Below are 18,694 nucleotides of genomic sequence, written 5' to 3' on the forward strand. Positions count from 1 at the left end.
GGGGGTTTTTATTGACGCTATAAAAAACCATTCAGGTGGTGATATTTGCTAAACTTAGCATCATAACATTTAAAACCTTTCTTATTAATATAGAGCTTTTAGGGTAAAAATATGAGCCAACAGATAACAGCGCAAGAAAATACAAATAAACAAGCCATCAAAGTCGGGGTTATTGGTGCTGGTGGTCGTATGGGGCGCATGCTAATAGAAGCGGTACAAGATAACTCGCAAACGGCATTAAATGCCGCGATAGAACGTCAAGGCTCAAGCCTTGTTGGTGCGGATGCTGGCGAAGTCGCCGCTATCGGTCGCTTAGAGGTACAGATTGTCGATGATTTAAAAGTTGTCATTAATGACATCGATGTACTCATTGACTTTAGCTTGCCTGATGCTACTGAGCAAAATATGCAGATTTGTGCGGCAAACAATGTCGCGATGGTCATTGGCACCACAGGATTCAATGAGCAGCAAGAGCAAGTGTTGGCAAAAGCCAGCGAGAAAATTGCGATTGTCTATGCTGGTAACTATTCAACAGGTGTTAATCTGTCATTGAAATTGCTCAACATGGCAGCGAAGGCATTTGGTGAGGATGCCGATGTAGAAGTTATCGAGGCCCACCATAAGCATAAAATCGATGCGCCATCAGGCACAGCATATATGATGGCAGAAGCCGTTGCAGAAGCTCGTGGACAGAACCTAAAAGATGTCGCTGTTTATGGCCGCGAAGGACAAACGGGCGAACGCAAAGCAGGTACTATTGGTATTCATGCCATTCGCGGCGGTGAAATCATTGGCGATCATACCGTGATGTTTATTGCCGATGGTGAGGTGGTTGAAATTACCCATCGTGCCCGCGCGCGTATGACGTTTGCCGCGGGTGCTGTACGTGCCGCGACTTGGGTTATCAAACAAGAAGTTGGGCAATATAATATGCAGGATGTGTTGGGTTTGAATGACTAGTTTTTGAGCAAGTAAGGTTTGAGTGATTAATGTTTCTTGCTTGCTGCTTTATGGTTGCTGAGGATAGCTTACTGATAAAGTGGAATGACGTTTAGGAGTCAAGCATGGATAAGTTTAGCAAGAATCTAATAGCGAGTTTTAGTCGCGTTGTGGCTGTTGACAGGGTTGCCAGAAGTATCAAAGCTGCCAACAGCGTCACGACACTCAAACCTAGCAAAAGCACGTTTTACGCTAGCCAAATAGCATTTGCCCTAAGTTTGACGGTAGTGCCAATAGTCGCACAAGCTGCGACTTTTCAAACCTACGTCATCGACACTTATGGCGGTGATGCATTATTACCTGCTGTTCGTCAGCAGCTAAATACCAATCGTGACGGCGGTACAGTTACTACCTATCAAGACAAGTTAATGTTGCATACGACAGCCGCTAACTATCAGGCGGTACAGCAGTTATTGACTCAGATTGACGGTCAGCCACAGGCATTGACGGTCGCTGTGCGTGTTGGCAACAATAGCAGCGTCCAAGGTAATATTCAGCAAGGGCAGGTCATTATTAGCAATCGTGGTATTCAAGGGTCAGGGATTATTCATCAGAGCAATAGCCAACAGCAAACAAATAATTTATACCAAGTACAAACCTTGTCAGGTAGTGCCGCCAGCATCAGTACAGGGACGCTTTATGCGCTGAATCAAACCTACGATGTAAATAGTTATACAAATTATAAAAGTCCCTCAGTACAGATTGTCATTCAGCAGCAGGTATTGCTACCAACGACGCAAGGCATCACGGTTACGCCAAGATTATTACCGACTGGTCAAGTCGAAGTAACATTGTCACAAGTTGAAGAAACACTCGCACGCTCCTATTCATCTTTTCAGAAAAACAGTAATCATGCCATTCAAGGTCAACGATTAGACACGACCATTATTATCCCACGTGGTCAATGGGTAACTATCGGACAAATCTCTCAAAGTAGCCAAAATCAACGCGCAAGTGATGGTAGCAATCGTGCCATTGATAGTACTAAAAACACACCAATTTGGATAATGGTGCAGTAGTCTTGCATTCACTCATATTATTTTTGGCATAAAAAAGCACAATACTGTAATGAGCAGTATCGCGCCTTTTTATCGACAATAATCTATTGCAGATTAGTCAACGTAGATCACTTCTAACGGTGGAAAACCATTGAACTCAATAGATGAATACGAGTTAGTATACGCACCCGTGGTCAACCAAAAGATTTTATCACCAATCTCCAGCTCTTCTGGCAATTGATAGCCCGCTTCTTCATACATGATATCGGTCGAATCACAAGTAGGACCGGCCAGTACCACAGTGCCTTTGCTGGTTGACGTTTCCATCTTAGGCGTATAAACCGGATACTTGATGGCTTCACCCAACGTCTCGATTAAGCCTTGGAATAAGCCCACATCGGTATAGACCCAACGCGTTAAATCGGTGTGCGACTTACGCGAGATAAGCACCACATCACTGACCAATACGCCCGATCCACCAACCAATGAACGACCTGGCTCAAGGATAATCTCAGGCATGTCTTCTTCACTATAGTCGTCTGTCAAATAACGAGTGATCTCTTCAGCGTAGACCTTTATAGGGTTCACTTCACTGATATAGTTGGCTGGAAAGCCGCCACCCAAATTGATCATTTGTAGCTTAATATTTTCTTCGTTTTTCATCCAGTCAAACATGTATTTGACCTTGGCTAGCGCATCATCCCAAGCGGCAACGTCTTTTTGTTGACTACCAACGTGGAATGAAATGCCATAAGGCACTAGACCCAAATCACGAGCTTGAATCAACAGCTCAATCGCCATATTGGGATGACAACCAAACTTACGAGACAATGGCCATTCAGCGGTCTCAGAGCCTTGTACTAAGATACGCACAAAGATTTTTGAACCAGGGGCGTGCTTGGCAATATTTTTTAAATCCGCTTCTGAGTCGGTCGCATACAAGTCAATACCTTTTTCAAAGGCATATTTGACATGCTCCGCTTTTTTGATGGTATTGCCATAAGAGATACGCGATGGCTCAACGCCGCAGTCTAATACGCGATCAAGCTCATAGATGGAGGCACAATCAAAGTTCGAACCAAGATCAGCAAGCAAGTTAATCACTTCAACAGCAGGACTGGCTTTCATTGCATAATGGATTTTAGCATTGGGAAAAAACCCAACCATTTCATGATATTTGGTTTTGATACGGCTAAGGTCCACGACCAAAAATGGCGTCTCGCGACCTTCAGCAGCTTGAGTGAATTTCTGCCAGCCGGCAGGGTCAAAATATTGGTCAATTTTGATCATGGTCATGGTAGGGAACCTTTAATAAAGACAGTAGGTGTTAAAGAGTAAATGCTCGAATCACGTCATTGTCATCTCACATTAGTGTCATCACGCATCTCACAGGTAATGAAACCTTGCATCCATGCTGATTAAATGACGTAAAAATAGCTTAGATGATGAATGGACTAAGAATGGCTGGGCTGCGGCTGTTTATCCGCCATTTGTTCGCCTTGTTTTTCGCGTATTTTAACGATTTTACGCACTTTATCGCGAGCACGAGTTTGCTTGAGACGTGATAAATAATCGACGAATATGACCCCATTTAAATGATCCATTTCATGTTGGATGCATACCGCGAGTAAGCCTTCTACTTCTTCATCGATTTTTTGACCATTCTCATCTAAGGCTTCAATACGCACTTTGTTCGGGCGCTCAACACTGTCATAGACTTCAGGTACGGACAAACAACCTTCTTCATAGGGCTGTTTCTCTTCCACCAATGGTGTCACCTTTGGGTTGATAAAAACTCTAGGGCTATTTTTATCTTCAGACAGATCCATGACGATGAGCTGAATATGGCGATCCACTTGGCTTGCCGCTAAACCGATACCTTGTGCCTCATACATCGTCTCAATCATATCAGCGATTAAGGTTTTGATTTCAGCAGTCACTTCCTTAACAGGCGTAGCAATAGTACGCAGGCGCGGGTCTGGGTAATTTAAAATAGGGAGTAAAGCCATAACGCTCACCTCAATGATAGGGATAAAATAGGGTTGATATTATAGGATAAATGGGGACAAAAGTAATGCTTATCAATACTTTCGCACAATTATTGCTTTTTATCATCGTAAAAAATCAAGGAGGTCGCTTTTATTATAGGTATAAAAAAGCCCTGCAATTCGCAAGGCTTTTGGATTTATATAAGCTAGACTAGATGTAATATGACTTGCATAAGTAGAGTTGCTTTTTAGTAAATTGAGTTTAGTAAATCAAGTCACTTCTAAGTCATTAAAGTCACTTGATGCAGCTAAAACATCTGAGCAAAAGTGTAAAGTTATACGCCACGTTTGCTCATAATCATCTCATAGATAAATAACAGGATGATCGCACCGATTACTGAGAATATCAAACCAGTAAATCCACCATCAGCATTGATACCGATAAGACCGGCCAAGAAGCCACCTAATAAAGCACCGACGATACCCAATACAATGGTCATTATCCAGCCCATCGGGTCGCTACCTGGCTTGATGGCTCGTGCCAATAAACCTGCAACCAGACCTACAATAATCATCCAAATAAAGCTCATATTATTCTCCTAATTTATTATCATTTATAATAGTTAATCAATTTTGATAAGCTCATTGTAAGCACTGTATAGACGTAAAGGTAAGCGCGAAATGTTACCAGTGTATGAGCTATGTGAGGAAAATCGTAGATTTGCTAATATGCAGGTAGAATAGGTAAATGAAAGGTTACAAAGGTAGTGAAGTCGAAAACGCCGTTTATATATTAAGGCATTTTTGGATATCGACGCTCCCTAATACTGATACTCTCTATAGTAATCGCAAGTAATCAGAAAAAGTTGATCATAAAAAAACGTTGCTCATTTATAATAAGCAACGCTCTTATTTGACACCAGAACTAAACCAGCTAGATTATTTGTTGCGTAGCTTTATTAAGTGGCTTTATTACGTAGCGCAGTTAATAAGCGTTGATGAATACCTTCAAAACCGCCATTCGACATAATCACAATGGCGTCACCCGCTTCTGCATGCGTGTCGATATGCTTGATGATGGCATCGATACTAGAGAGCACCTGTTGGTTGCCCATGTTAGGATTTACGCTATTGGCATTTTCAATGACTTCTTTTAGACCCCACTCCAGTCCTGTCGGCTCATACCATAAGGTATGATCGGCGAGAGCAGCAGACTCAGCCAAGCTGTCTTGATGAATGCCCATTTTCATGGTGTTACTACGTGGTTCAATAATCGCCCAAATTCGTCTGTTCGCCAGTTTTTTCTTGGCACCATCTAAAGTCGTAGTAATGGCTGTAGGGTGATGAGCAAAATCATCAAAGACTAAGATATCATTGACATCGCCAATCAGCTCCATCCGACGTTTAATGCCAGCGAATGCTGATAACGCCGCGCAAGCAGTTTTAACACTGACGCCGATGTTATAAGCCGCTGCGATAGCAACCAAGGCGTTATTCACATTATGCATGCCGCTCATCGACCAATCGACGACTCCCATGGCTTCTTCATCAGCAATATCAGCCGCAAAACTAACCGCAAATTGACCACCATCTTCGCTGATAAGCTCAGCCTGCCATTCGCTGTTATTGTCTAAATTCTCATCTTCTACATTAGTAGCGTTTGCTGCTGAATCCAGTACGGCTGTCCGCCAAACGGGTGTCCAAACCCCTTTCGCTAACGTCTCCTCTAAGCTGGCAGTCGCTGTGGGCATAATGATTTTGCCCGTGCTTGGAATCATGCGCACCATATGATGGAATTGGGTCTGAATAGCTTCAAGATCCGCAAAAATATCCGCATGATCAAATTCTAGATTATTTAAAATAGCCGTACGCGGACGGTAATGAACGAACTTTGAACGCTTATCAAAAAATGCAGAATCATATTCATCCGCTTCGATAACGAAATAGCCAGTATTTGCCGAATCGTCATTATCAATTTTATCCGCACCCAAATAACTGCTGTGAGCGAAGACGTGCTGTAAATGCTCGTCAGTGGTATCAACCAGTGGCACACCGCCGATTAAAAACCCAGTATCGATACCCGCATAGTGCAATATCCAAGCGAGCATAGTCGTCGTCGTGGTTTTACCGTGAGTACCGGCAACGGCTATCACATGACGCGATTGTAATACCTGCTCAGATAAAAACTGTGGTCCTGAGGTATAACGTAGACCTGTGTCCAGCATGTATTCGATGACATCCATACCGCGCTTCATGGCATTACCAACGACGACTAAATCTGGTGCTGGTTGTAAATGCTCTACCAGATAGCCTTGCTCAATGGTCACGCCCGCGTTTTCCAGTTGGGTGGACATCGGCGGATAAACGTTGGCATCTGAGCCCGTGACCGTATGCCCAAGCTCGCGCGCTAGCAATGCCAGTGAGCCCATAAAAGTACCACAAATACCAAGAATATGAATATGCATAGACGTTCCGTACGAGCTTAAATTAAAAGAATAAAAATGGAGCATTATCCCAAAAGTTACCGATATTAACTGTGGTGTATTCTAGGATACGCTCAACCTAATGAGCATCAGTCTTGGCTATAATTAAAATATCATAAATGGTGACAGCGTTAACCGTGCTTCATGTACCAAACGTACTATTGACGCCCGCTTGCCTTATCTCTACTTTATATTGCTTCGACCCTATATTCTGTCACAAAAACAGTATAGGTTCGCCAAATAGCAGCGTCGAAAACAAGCCCTTATTGTAAAGTAAACACCGCATGATGACCAATAAAAAACGCCCAACAAGTAGGCGTTATTAAAAGGATGGTTTTGCTCATTGAGCATCACTATATTCAGAGCACCTAAAATTTAGAGCCTCTAAATGTTTATGCCGCTATTTTATTATTTACGCGACAGGGTATAATCATTGTTAGGTTTTTTATGTTCATCCATTAAGACAAGATGATTGTCTTGAATATGATACGCTTCAATGTTTTTGTCTTCATAGACAATCGTAATCATATCATTGTCTTGACGATAAACACCAGGCTCAAACAGGGGTACATTCGGCATTTCGGGATTGTTATCTATACTGGTTTTTAGCACTGAACCATCAGCGAACAAATTCAATGTAATATCAGTGCTATCACAAGATTTACAGGGTACCATGCCACCATAATCGCCCATTAACGTGGCTTGTAACGTGCCATTACGCGGCTCTGAGCGTGTCAGCGATTGATGTGGATATGCACCGTTACTCGATTGGGCAGCCGCAATCAGCGATTGTCCTTCTGACACTTTATCTAGCTCACTACCTGCATTTAATAGATTGGTCTCTGACAAGTTCTCTGCGCTAGCTTGTGCGCTGTTCTCTTCTACATGATCGATAGGGGCGACCTTAGTCGTCATACCTTTATCGCCGCTAGACGAGGTACTATCACAGCCGATGAGCAGCACACAGAGGGGCAGCGCTAGCAAACAACGACCACCGCGTTTGAGGATAGTTAGCGTGTTAGAACAAGTAGGCAAAAAATATATCATGGTCACACCAAAAAACAGTTTTTTAATAGTCATTCCAAATGATTATCGACACTATCGACAACTCAATACGTTGTCAAAAAGGAAAGATAATAGGAAGGATAAATGTTTAAATTAGAGTAGAAGACTACGAGACTACAAGTGCCATCTGAGGCTAGGCGGCGAGAAGAAGCTATCGGTAGCCTATCGCCAATCAGTCAACAGTGATGGATATTTAAAACGCTATTTTACCCATCAAAAGCAAATAAACTGTGTCAAGATATCAAAGGTTAAAGATATCTCTGTGGCCTTTTTGTTATGATAGGTTTAGCCATGAGCTAAGAATAATGGTTTAACATTGATAGATATGACGAACCAAAATTATCGGAGATATTTCATAGTGGCTCATGAACGAACAGACGTTTAGTAATACATACGCCTGTTCGTTTGGAAAAATGGATCTAGCAAAAACAAAGGATATAGCAAAAAGCAACGTAGGGGCTAATTCGCTATCAAGCAAGGCGGCTAGGGGCAACAGGTCGTAAAATGCGCCATAATATCAACCCGTGTACCACCAATAGTAGACTAAATAGAATCAAAGATTGTTCAGGAATACTCAGACCCATAAATGTCCACTCAACAGAGGCACATTCGCCAGAGCCCGCAAAAACTTCTTTAAATACTTGCAAAATCGGTAGCGTATCTAACCAATAATCCAGCCCCGGACCACAAGAAGGTACTTGGTCGGCAGGCAGATGCTGTAGCCAAACATGTCGTCCAGCCACGGCAGTCGCCCAGCCGATACCTGCTAAGCTACCAAGCCATAATACCAATCTAACTGCCTTAGATTTAGGGTTGAATAATGCGGCTATCAAAGCAAAACTGCCCATGATTATGAGGCCAATACGCTGAAAAATACACAGTGGGCAAGGCGAAGACCCCATATAGCGCTGTAAAAAAAACAGTGCAAAACTCATACCTATTACGGCTATTATCACCAAAAATATTTGCAAATTGCGGTAAGTGGTCAGCTTTAGCATCGGGCAGTTACTCTTATAAAATAGTCATCTATACACGTTAAGTGGCGGTCAGAATTTAGTACTCAAAACTCAGAAATCAAAACTTAGCGATATTGCTGTAAAAATTCCATAAAATCTTCAGTTTCGGCTTTTTCAATCTCAGCTTGCTGTAATATTGATTTTTCTGCCAACACTTCATATTTGGCTTGAGTGTTTGGACTAAGCGTTTGCTGTAATAAAGACTCACGATGCTGCTGCGCCAAGGTAAAGCCAAGCTGCCATAAGCTGCCTAAACGCTGACTATCAGAGTTCACTTGTGCTGAAATGGTTGATTCAGAGTGCCCTGCTTTACCTTGCATTAACGCGACTGCTGCACGGTAATCGTTGCCGCCATAATGCGCATCAAGTAGCGCGGCAAGTGGTTGCATACGTTCTAAGTGCACCAGCATCCAGCTCTCAAGCAGTTGCTCTTCGCCGTTGTTTATAATGTGTAAGCCTTCGCGGCGACCTTCGTTTACCACGCGCTCAAGATTGATGGCTAGGGTCTCTTCTTCCTCAGGTAACAGATCAGGTGAGTCGCTCAGCAGACAGTACAGCGCCATGACCTCTAAGAAACAAGCGCTAGACAGACGAATACCGACATCGCTATAAGGGTCTAGATCGATTGCACGGAACTCAACATAGGCGATACCGCGGCGCTCTAATGCTTCGGTCGGTGTCTCGCCGCTCATCGCAATTTGTTTGGGACGAATAGGGCTATAGTATTCGTTTTCTATTTGTAAAATATGATTGTTGATTTGGATAGGGTTGCCATCGGCATCATCTAAGCCAAGCTTGGCAAAGCTTTCGTGCGGAGTCTGAATCGCACGGCGCAGTCCATCGACATACTCTGGCAGATAGTTATAACGAATATCGAGCTGTTCTTGCACACTATTGGTATAACCAAGCTTGCCCATACGTAGGCTGGTGGCAGCAGGCTTATAGTAGGTTGAGTCGTTTAGTAGCTCTAAATCATGCTCACGACCAGCTAAGAAACAAGGACAAACGCTAGGGCTAGCACCCAGTAAATACAACACCAAACTGGTCAGTCGCTTAAAGTTACGGATAAGCCCTAAGTACTTTTCGTTTTTAAATTCTGTCAGCGTTTGCGCTTGTGCAGCAGGCATTTCAGCTTGCCAGACTTCAAATAATCCGTCACCAAAAGACAAGTTATAATGTAAACCTGCAATCGTTTGCATGCGGCGACCATAGCGGATGCCAAGCCCGCTACGGTATAGCGTCTTGAGCTTACCTGTATTAGAGCTGCCATAATCAGCCAGTGGGATGTCTTCGTCATTCGATGACAGCATACAAGGCATAGACAGCGGCCACATCAGCTCACCTTCAGGCATGGCTTGATAGACCAATACATGCAACTGACGCAGCATGTTTAGCGTCTCTTTTGGTGAGGTTTTGGGGTCAGTAATTAGCTCAAGTAGGCTTTCTGAATAATCAGTTGTGATAAACGGATGGGTGAGCTTTGAGCCAAGTTTGGCTGGATGCGGCGTCTGAGCCAAGTATCCATCGGGTCTTACGCGCAGACCTTCTTTTTCGATACCGCGGAGCATGCCCGTTAGATGCTTGCTATCAAACCAATTAGGAATGTCAAAATTCACAAAGCTACTCGCAAAATTACTCATAATAGTCATCTATTGTTATTTATTATGGCGGATCAAAACACGACTGGCGTTTGACCATAATGAAGGTAAATATTGGATTAAGAATGCCGTCAGTTTAGCTCAAAGCTGCCCTGAAAACCACGGACAATTACAAATACGATAAGCTTTACAGGCGCTCATTCATCTTGATTTTAATAGGTATTTCAATAAAAAATTTTATGAACAGCGCGTTACTGTTTTCTAAAAAACGCATAAAACAAGAAGCATCTACCTACGAGATAGATGCTTCAAAAGTACGACGTTAAGCGGTTTATGATAGCGTTGACTAACGAGGAAGGTATCTTGATCAAAAGTCATGCGTCTTGCCAACTTAAATAGAGAAGGATGAGCCACAGCCACACGTGGTGGTGGCATTTGGATTGGTGACGATAAAGCGTGCGCCCTCTAACCCTTCAGTATAGTCAACGGTAGAGCCTTGTAAATACTGATAGCTTAGTGAATCGACGACCAAGGTTACATCGTCATTATCAAAATTGGCATCATCTTCATTGAGCTCATTGGCGAAGTTAAAGCCGTAAGAAAAACCTGAGCAGCCGCCGCCCGTCACATAGACACGTAACATCAGATCGCTGTCGCCTTCTTCTTCACGTAGACGTCGCACCTTTTGTGCAGCGCTATCGGTTAAGCTTAAAACAGTTGGGTCTACTGGCTGGCTGGCGCTTGGATTAAATTGGTTGGCTGATTCGTTCATATCTACCTCAGTTGCTAGGATCAAATGCGGTCGTCCAGTTAGGGTTTGCAATGAAATAGTTGCAAATAAAGATACGCACGGCGTTTGATTCAATTGGGTGCTGTTATTATGGCGCTGCTATTGGTATGACTAATGGCGCATTATAAATATGATATCTGTGTCATTACAACGATTTGGTTGATAACGGGCACTTATCTCATCGCAGTATATCATAATGGGGGTATTGATTCGTTTGTCAAGAGTGACGCTACTGGCTGAAGGTGGCTGATTGATACTAGCGGTTATTATCCCCATAAACTCATGCTAAGAGAAAGACTTTTTGTGCGAATAAACACTTGGTTTTGAAATAGTTATTTAATCGTTTGCCTATGGGGCAAGCGTTTGAAATAATAGCCGCCAGTTAACATGCCAGATGTGTGTTTTTTATTGCCTTATATTTTATATTACTGTTGAGTTGAAGAGATTATATGATCGAATTTAAAGACGTTGGTGTTCGCCGTGATGGTCGTGAGTTGTTTGCAGGGGCAAGCTTCCAGCTACATCCGGGCCACAAAGTTGGCTTGACGGGCAACAACGGCACCGGCAAATCTACCTTATTTGCCTTATTGTTGACGCGAATGGACAGAGGAGATACCGAGGTCACGCTTGATAGAGGTGAAGTTAGTATTCCTGATAGCTGGCATGTGGCGCATATGGCGCAGGAAGTTGGTGCTACGACGCAGTCTGCAATCGATTATGTATTGAGCGGTGATGAGCAGTGGTATGAGATTAATGCTTCTTTGAATGATTTGAGTAGCGTCAGTGATGAGCAGATTGGGGTATTGCATCAGCAGTTTGATGAAATTGATGGCTATCGTACGCCGACTAAAGCGGCACAAATCATGGCAGGTCTTGGTTTTAATACCAGCCAGCATGAATTACCCGTAGAAGGGTTTTCGGGTGGTTGGCGCATGCGTTTGAATCTCGCCAAAACTTTGATGAGCCGTGCGGACTTAATGTTACTCGATGAGCCGACCAACCATTTGGATTTGGATGCGATTTTGTGGCTTGAGACTTGGATCAATGCCTATACTGGTCTGGTCATCGTCATCTCGCATGACCAAGCCTTTTTGGATGCCACGGTCGGTCATATCTTGCATGTCGAACAACAAAAAATCACCCTTTATACCGGTAACTATCAGCAGTTTATTCGCACGCGTCACGAGCGTATGGCGCAGCAGCAGCAAGCCTTTGAAAAACAAGAAGCGACTAAGGCACATTTGGATGACTTTATTCGTCGTTTCCGTGCCAAAGCCAGTAAGGCTAAGCAAGCACAAAGCCGTATCAAGCAGCTTGAGCGCATGGCTGAGCTGTCACCGATGATGGCGGACAACCCGTTCTCTTTCCGCTTCTATGAGCCAGCAAATATGAGCTCACCACTGATTGAGCTGACCAAAGCGGATATTGGCTATAGCGATACGCCACTTCTATATAATGCCAATGTGCAAGTGACGCCTGATACGCGTCTTGGCTTGCTAGGTATGAATGGCGCAGGTAAATCAACATTGATTAAGGCATTGGTCGGCGAGCTTGGCGTATTAACAGGGACGTATCGTGTTTCGGATACCCTGAAATTAGGCTACTTTAACCAGCATCAAATGGATATCTTGGATGCCAAGGCAACACCGATAGAGATGTTGCGTCGTCTAGCCGGTAAAACCTCTGATGCGATGTTACGTTCGTTTTTGGGTAGTTTTGACTTCCGCGGTGAGCGTATCGATACGCCGAGTGAGCTATTCTCTGGGGGCGAGCGTGCGCGTTTGACGCTGGCATTGATTGTTTGGCAACGTCCGAACGTTCTGGTACTCGATGAGCCGACCAACCACTTAGATTTACAAATGCGCCAAGCGCTGACCATCGCCTTGCAAGGATTTGAAGGGGCAGTGGTACTGGTTTCGCATGATCGTGAGTTGATTGCCAACGTCTGTGATGAGCTGTTTTTGGTACATGATGGTCAAATCGAGGAGTTCGATGGTGACATCAGCGACTACGGTAAGTGGTTGGCAGAAAAGCGTAAGCAAGAGAACTCATCAGATAAAAGTACCAGTAAGAAAAAAAGCAAAAAAGAGAGTAAGAAATTCGTTTCACGTGAAACGGATAAGGGTCAAGTGAGTAATCAAGCACCTGATAATTCATCAAAAAGTAAAGCGACGACGCCCACGCTTAGTAAAGATGCGCAGCGCAAATTGGCGGCTGAACAACGCAAACTCACCGCGCCTATTCGCCGTGAGATAGAAGAGATAGAAAAGACATTGGCTAAAATTGATGGACAGCTCGTGACCCTTGAAGAAAAACTGGCTGATACGGATTTGTATGAAGAAGGTCGCAAGTCTGATTTGCTGTTATTACTTAATGAGCAAACGGCATTGCAGCAGCAGCACAGTGACAATGAAGAAAAACTATTGCTTTTGATGACGACATTAGAAGAAATGGAAGCGGGTTTTGAGTAGAGAGCTGTTCACTATAGTAAATAACAGGTTTTGATTGTTTTTTAAGCTATTTTTACTTGATAAAAACAGTCACAAAAAAGGGAGAGCGCTGGCTCTCCCTTTTTTATTACGTTATTCCTTACGGTATTTACCATCACCATAAGACAGTATTTCCATTGTGGTCGTACATAACTGACAGTTTATTTGACCAGCAGCGGCTTTCGATAAATCCAAAATACGACCCCGAATGAAAGGGCCTCTATCGGTGATTTTTACGATTACACTCTGCTTTGTCTTCTTGTTGGTCACTTGTACCTTCGTACCAAACGGCAACGTGCGATGCGCAGCGGTCAAAGAGTTCATGTTGAAGATACTACCACTAGCAGTGCGTTTACCATGGAACTGACTACCGTAATAACTGGTGTTTCCAGCAAAAACGGTGGTACTCAGCAATAGTGATAATGTGATAACCAAAGACTTGATTAAATAAGACATTTAATACCTTTAAGCAATTTATAAAATAGACAGATACACTTGCCTATGTTATTCATACTCCCTATGAGTACAAATATTATATTCATTTTACAACACATACTTTGTCATATTCTTACGGTTCTGTAAAAGAACTACCAAGGTCAAAACGCTCATTTAGGCACGCTAGCTATTAAATACCAGTGATCTGTATGTAATTGTTTTAAATAATGATTTACATTGTTAATGGTATTTTTGGCTTGACTCTCTATTTTTTCATTAGGGCGAGTGTTAAATTGATATGACGTCTGTGGTTATCAAAGAATAATAATGCCAGAATCATAGAGAAGTATGCCAATGCAGTGACAAAGGCGAATCATAATGTATTAAGTGCTTCAAACAACCTAAACACTGCTGTTGTTCGGCACTATTACTGGTAATATTTGTATAACGGTATTGAATTTTTATATTACTATCATTATTAGATAGACTATCGTTACCACCTGTTATGTCGCAGTTGAATAAATTTCCGTACCATATCGTTTAAAATGGGCATACCAGTATCATTAACATGCTTTTATGTTGAGGACAAAAACATGGCAGAGAAAAATTACTATGACATTTTAGGGGTCAAAAAAGACGCGTCAGCTGCAGATATTAAAAAAAGATACCGTAAGCTTGTCCGTCAATATCACCCTGATGTGAGCGATGATCCAGATGCAGACAATAAGATTGCTGAGATTAATAATGCTTACGAAACCATTAGAGATAAAGAAAAGCGTGCCGAATATGACGCCATGCTAGACAATCCCTTTGCTGGTCAAAGTGGTGGTTTTGGTGGTCAATCTGCAAGTGGCGGGCAAGGCGGCTACCGCTGGGAAGATATCAAAGATCAGTTTGGTGAAGGCGAAGCTTATGGCGATGGTGGCTTCCGCTTCGATGACATCTTTTCGGCATTTGGTCGCGGTGCACGTGGTTCAGCGGGTGGACAATCGCAGCGTGGTGGTTTTGGCTCGCAAGATAGTAAAGGTCAAGATCAACATGCAGAGATTACGGTTGATTTGGCGTCCGTTTATAATGGCGACGACTACAGCATTAAGTTGAATGTCCCTATTCGTCAACCGAATGGCAGTGTCGAGTATGACAACAAAACGCTGAAAATTAAAATCCCTAAAGGCATCACGGATGGCAAGCAAATTCGCTTAGCAGGGCAAGGTGCCGCTGGTATTGGTGGCGGTAAAAATGGCGATTTATTTTTAAAAGTAAAAATCCGTCACGCAGACAATATCCGTATCGAAGGCGCTGATGTTTACCAAACCGTCAATATAGCGCCATGGGAAGCGGCGTTGGGTGAAAAAATCAACGTCAGTACGCCAGCTGGTACGCTCGCTGTGACTGTGCCTAAGAACAGCAAGTCTGGTAGCAATTTACGCCTAAAAGGTAAAGGTATCCCTGCTAAGCAAGCGGGTGATTTGTATCTAACCTTAAACATCGTGAACCCTGATATCAGCACTGAGGCTGCGACCCAAGCTTATGAGCAACTAAAACAAGCCTTTGCCGACATCAATATTAGTCGTTAATGGCCGCCAAAAATTACTCACATTGAAACACTGTAATAGAGATGAAGACCATACGATAACGATGAAATAAAGAGCAAACGAGGATAATAGCTATGAAACACTCGCCTGAATTTACCGATATTATCATGAGCTTGGATGAGCTGGTATCTGCCTGTGGCCAAGAGCGCCAATGGGTCATCGAATTGATTGAAGAGGACATCATCGAATATGATGTGCCGGAACGTGAGCAGTTCACTGGTTATCAGCTGACGACAGTGCGCCGTGCCTCGCGCCTTAGCCGCGACTTTGAAGCCAGTGTTCCTGCGATTGGCTTGATACTTGAGCTGTTGGATGAGCTCGAACAATTACGCCAATTTAAACGCCAATTAGACATGCAGACACCAGTGATTGAAATTGAAATCGATCATTTAAAATAATTTTTTCCCCTTTAGTCAGTACATAAAAAATCAGCACAAAAAAAGGGTCTCTAAAATGAGACCCTTTTTTTGCAAATAATATATTTAGCGTTTAACGCGCATATTTTGGATCAGCTGCTGCGGTAAACAGTACATCCGTTGAAGAGTTCAACGCCGTTTCTGCCGAATCCTGTATCACACCAATAATAAAGCCAATCGCAACCACTTGCATGGCGATATCGTTTGGAATGCTAAATAAGCTTGCTGCTAATGGTATAAGCAATAATGAACCACCAGCGACACCAGAGGCACCGCAGGCGCTAATGGTTGCAACCAAACTGAGTAGCAGTGCTGAGGCAAAGGTCACTTCAATACCGAGTGTATGCGCGGCTGCAAGCGTTAAGACGTTAATTGTAATCGCCGCGCCTGCCATATTAATGGTCGCACCCAGTGGAATTGTTACCGAATAAGTATCTTCGTGTAGACCCAGTTTGCGGGCAAGGTTCATATTGACGGGAATGTTAGCAGCCGAGCTACGCGTAAAGAATGCGGTAATCCCTGACTCACGCAAGCACTTGAATACTAGCGGATAAGGGTTTTTGCCCGTTTTGATCAGTACAATAATAGGATTGGCAATCAAAGCGATGAATAGCATACAACCAACCAGTACCATCAAGATACGCGCATAACCTGCCAAAGCCGCAAAGCCTGTCTCAGCGACGGTGTTGGCGACCAAACCCAATATACCAAAAGGTGCTAGGGCAATGACCCACTTCACCACTTGGGAGATGGCGTCAGAAAAATCACCGACCACAGTGCGTGTGGTATCACTGGCTTGGCGCAGTGCGAAACCGATGATAATTGCCCACGCTAAAATACCAATATAGTTGGCTTCAGCGATGGCATTAACAGGATTGGCAACCAGGTTTAGTAGTAGATTGGTCAGTACTTCTTTGAGGTTGGCTGGTGGGACTTGCTCAATTGTGGCGTTGACCAATACCAGTTCTGTCGGGAATAAAAAGCTCGCGCCGACAGCTGTCAGTGCGGCTAAAAAAGTGCCAAACATATACATGATAAGCACAGGCTTGACGTAAACCTCATTACCGCTGCGATGTTGGCTAATGGCCGCCATGACCAACACAAATACCAGTATCGGTGCGACGGCTTTTAGTGCTCCTACAAATAAGGTACCCAATAATCCTAAGGCAATACCGATATCTGGTGCCAACCAACCTATCAATACGCCCGCTATCAAACCGATAATAATAAGTGGTACTAGACCAATGCGCTTATACATTGCAAAAAATGAATACATCCTTACCCCGACAATCTAATGAATAATGAAAGAGAACAAGCCATTTTATGTTTTTTGCTTTACTAGTCTCATACTCATATACAGGTAAGATTCGTAAAACAGAATAAAAATGGGTAAATTATAACCAAAAAAAGGGCAGTTAAGCCCTTTTTTTATTTTTATACCTATCAATTAAGGTGATTGGTTTGTTATGGTCGTTTTAAAGAGACCCAACATTAGCGTGCATATTTTGGATCAGCAGCGGCAGTAAACAAGACGTCTGTTGATGAGTTCAATGCGGTCTCTGCGGAGTCTTGCAGCACACTAATAATAAAGCCAATAGCCACCACTTGTAGAGCAATATCATCAGGAATATTGAATAAACTGGCCGCCAAAGGAATGAGTAGTAATGAGCCACCAGCGACGCCAGAGGTACCGCCAGCACTAATTGTAGCGACTATACTTAGCAGTAATGCTGAGCCAAAGGTCACTTCAATACCGAGTGTATTCGCGGCTGCAAGCGTTAAGACATTAATCGTAATCGCGGCACCTGCCATATTAATAGTAGCGCCTAATGGCAGGGTGACTGAATAAGTATTTTCATGTAACCCTAATTTGCTGGCAAGGTTCATATTGATAGGAATGTTAGCAGCAGAGCTACGGGTAAAAAACGCAGTAATACCAGATTCACGTAAGCAGGTGAATACCAGTGGATAAGGGTTTTTACCTGTTTTGAAATATACGAGGAGAGGGTTCGTCACCAAAGCAATAAACAACATACAGCCTATCAGTACTAGCAAAATTCGTGCATAGCCCAATAACGCAGCAAAGCCAGTATCAGCGACGGTATTGGCGACTAACCCCAAGATACCAAAAGGTGCTAGCGCGATGACCCATTTGACTACTTTTGAGATGGCATCTGCAATGTCATTGACAGTGCTGCGAGTCGTCTCGCCAGCTTGTCGTAACGCAATGCCAATAATAACGGCCCAAGCTAATATACCGATATAGTTAGCATTGGCTAGGGCAGCAACTGGATTGGCGACGAGACTGAGTAATAAATTGTTCAATACTTCTTTTAAGTTTGCTGGCGGTACTTGCTCGATGGTCGCATTCACTAACGTCAATTCGGTTGGGAATAAAAAGCTGGCACCAACAGCGACTAAAGCGGCTATAAAAGTGCCTATCAGATATAAAAACAGCACCGGTTTTACATAAACCTTATTACCGCTACGATGTTGACAGATAGCAGCCATCACTAAAAAAAATACCAGTATAGGGGCAACAGCTTTTAGGGCACCTACGAACAGAGTCCCCAAAATACCTAAGGCAATACCCACACTTGGCGCCAGCCATCCTATCAAAGTACCTAGTACTAAGCCGATAACAATCAGCGTTACCAATCCGATTCGTTGGTACATCGCTATTAATGAATGCATTTTTACCCCTTTAGTCCATTTGGAAATAAATATTAGCTTAACAATCGTTAGCTTAACGACCGAAGGATGTTAGCATTTTTTGTGATAAGCGCCTACTGACAGATTTTATAAGGCAGTAGGCAATAACG

Annotated in this window: 16 protein-coding genes; 5 read left to right on the top strand and 11 right to left on the bottom strand. The window is 43.3% G+C overall.

The features are described 5' to 3' along the window. Positions 1-111 precede the first annotated feature (111 nt). Entirely contained in the window at positions 112-960 is an 849-nt protein-coding gene (gene dapB / locus JMY05_RS11305) for a 4-hydroxy-tetrahydrodipicolinate reductase (RefSeq protein ID WP_045442950.1), read from the top strand. Positions 961-1,064: 104 nt separating this feature from the next. Continuing rightward, the gene (locus JMY05_RS11310) at positions 1,065-2,018 is read left to right on the top strand and encodes a hypothetical protein (protein ID WP_045442953.1); all 954 of its coding nucleotides are present in this window, start codon (positions 1,065-1,067) and stop codon (positions 2,016-2,018) included. Positions 2,019-2,111: 93 nt separating this feature from the next. On the opposite strand, the gene JMY05_RS11315 is transcribed toward JMY05_RS11310, so the two are convergent. The 8 genes from JMY05_RS11315 to erpA form a co-directional block, all read right to left on the bottom strand. After that, entirely contained in the window at positions 2,112-3,287 is a 1,176-nt protein-coding gene (locus JMY05_RS11315) for a type III PLP-dependent enzyme (protein ID WP_201615398.1), read from the bottom strand. A gap of 164 nt (positions 3,288-3,451) precedes the next feature. Continuing rightward, the gene (gene def, locus JMY05_RS11320; protein ID WP_045442956.1) at positions 3,452-4,006 is read right to left on the bottom strand and encodes a peptide deformylase; all 555 of its coding nucleotides are present in this window, start codon (positions 4,004-4,006) and stop codon (positions 3,452-3,454) included. A 314-nt stretch (positions 4,007-4,320) separates the two neighbouring features. Beyond that, entirely contained in the window at positions 4,321-4,575 is a 255-nt protein-coding gene (locus JMY05_RS11325) for a GlsB/YeaQ/YmgE family stress response membrane protein (RefSeq protein ID WP_055125583.1), read from the bottom strand. A 369-nt stretch (positions 4,576-4,944) separates the two neighbouring features. Beyond that, complete coding sequence (gene mpl, locus JMY05_RS11330; RefSeq protein ID WP_045442958.1) at positions 4,945-6,450, bottom strand: UDP-N-acetylmuramate:L-alanyl-gamma-D-glutamyl-meso-diaminopimelate ligase; 1,506 nt, start codon at positions 6,448-6,450, stop codon at positions 4,945-4,947. Positions 6,451-6,876: 426 nt separating this feature from the next. After that, a complete protein-coding gene (locus JMY05_RS11335) occupies positions 6,877-7,515 on the bottom strand; it encodes a copper resistance protein NlpE N-terminal domain-containing protein (RefSeq protein WP_201615140.1) in 639 nt (212 codons plus the stop codon). 488 nt (positions 7,516-8,003) lie between these two features. Further along, a complete protein-coding gene (locus tag JMY05_RS11340; protein ID WP_045442961.1) occupies positions 8,004-8,531 on the bottom strand; it encodes a disulfide bond formation protein B in 528 nt (175 codons plus the stop codon). Positions 8,532-8,614: 83 nt separating this feature from the next. Further along, positions 8,615-10,189 carry a glutamate--cysteine ligase gene (gene gshA, locus JMY05_RS11345; protein ID WP_201615142.1) on the bottom strand — a complete coding sequence of 525 codons (1,575 nt, stop codon included), beginning with the start codon at positions 10,187-10,189 and terminating at the stop codon, positions 8,615-8,617. A gap of 349 nt (positions 10,190-10,538) precedes the next feature. Beyond that, on the bottom strand, positions 10,539-10,919 hold the full coding sequence (erpA, locus tag JMY05_RS11350) for an iron-sulfur cluster insertion protein ErpA (RefSeq protein WP_045443732.1): 381 nt from the start codon (positions 10,917-10,919) through the stop codon (positions 10,539-10,541). A 467-nt stretch (positions 10,920-11,386) separates the two neighbouring features. On the opposite strand from erpA, the gene JMY05_RS11355 reads away from it, so the two are divergent. Then, entirely contained in the window at positions 11,387-13,408 is a 2,022-nt protein-coding gene (locus JMY05_RS11355; RefSeq protein WP_045442964.1) for an ABC-F family ATP-binding cassette domain-containing protein, read from the top strand. Between the two features lie 111 nt (positions 13,409-13,519). Here the strand turns inward: JMY05_RS11355 and JMY05_RS11360 are convergent, their stop codons facing one another. Then, positions 13,520-13,882 (bottom strand): septal ring lytic transglycosylase RlpA family protein, encoded by a 363-nt coding sequence (locus JMY05_RS11360; RefSeq protein WP_045442968.1) that lies wholly within the window; start codon positions 13,880-13,882, stop codon positions 13,520-13,522. A gap of 572 nt (positions 13,883-14,454) precedes the next feature. On the opposite strand from JMY05_RS11360, the gene JMY05_RS11365 reads away from it, so the two are divergent. Together JMY05_RS11365 and JMY05_RS11370 are read left to right on the top strand one after the other, a co-directional pair. Continuing rightward, a complete protein-coding gene (locus tag JMY05_RS11365; protein ID WP_045442971.1) occupies positions 14,455-15,438 on the top strand; it encodes a DnaJ C-terminal domain-containing protein in 984 nt (327 codons plus the stop codon). A gap of 92 nt (positions 15,439-15,530) precedes the next feature. Next, positions 15,531-15,854 carry a chaperone modulator CbpM gene (locus JMY05_RS11370; RefSeq protein ID WP_045442974.1) on the top strand — a complete coding sequence of 108 codons (324 nt, stop codon included), beginning with the start codon at positions 15,531-15,533 and terminating at the stop codon, positions 15,852-15,854. Between the two features lie 91 nt (positions 15,855-15,945). On the opposite strand, the gene sstT (JMY05_RS11375) is transcribed toward JMY05_RS11370, so the two are convergent. Both sstT (JMY05_RS11375) and sstT (JMY05_RS11380) read right to left on the bottom strand, forming a co-directional pair. After that, positions 15,946-17,148: a serine/threonine transporter SstT gene (gene sstT / locus JMY05_RS11375; protein WP_055123716.1), complete on the bottom strand. Its 1,203-nt coding sequence runs from the start codon at positions 17,146-17,148 to the stop codon at positions 15,946-15,948. Between the two features lie 215 nt (positions 17,149-17,363). Beyond that, positions 17,364-18,566: a serine/threonine transporter SstT gene (gene sstT, locus JMY05_RS11380; RefSeq protein WP_045442977.1), complete on the bottom strand. Its 1,203-nt coding sequence runs from the start codon at positions 18,564-18,566 to the stop codon at positions 17,364-17,366. Positions 18,567-18,694 lie beyond the last annotated feature (128 nt).

Origin of the sequence: Psychrobacter sp. JCM 18902 (genome assembly GCF_904846615.1) — a bacterium.
GTDB lineage: Bacteria > Pseudomonadota > Gammaproteobacteria > Pseudomonadales > Moraxellaceae > Psychrobacter.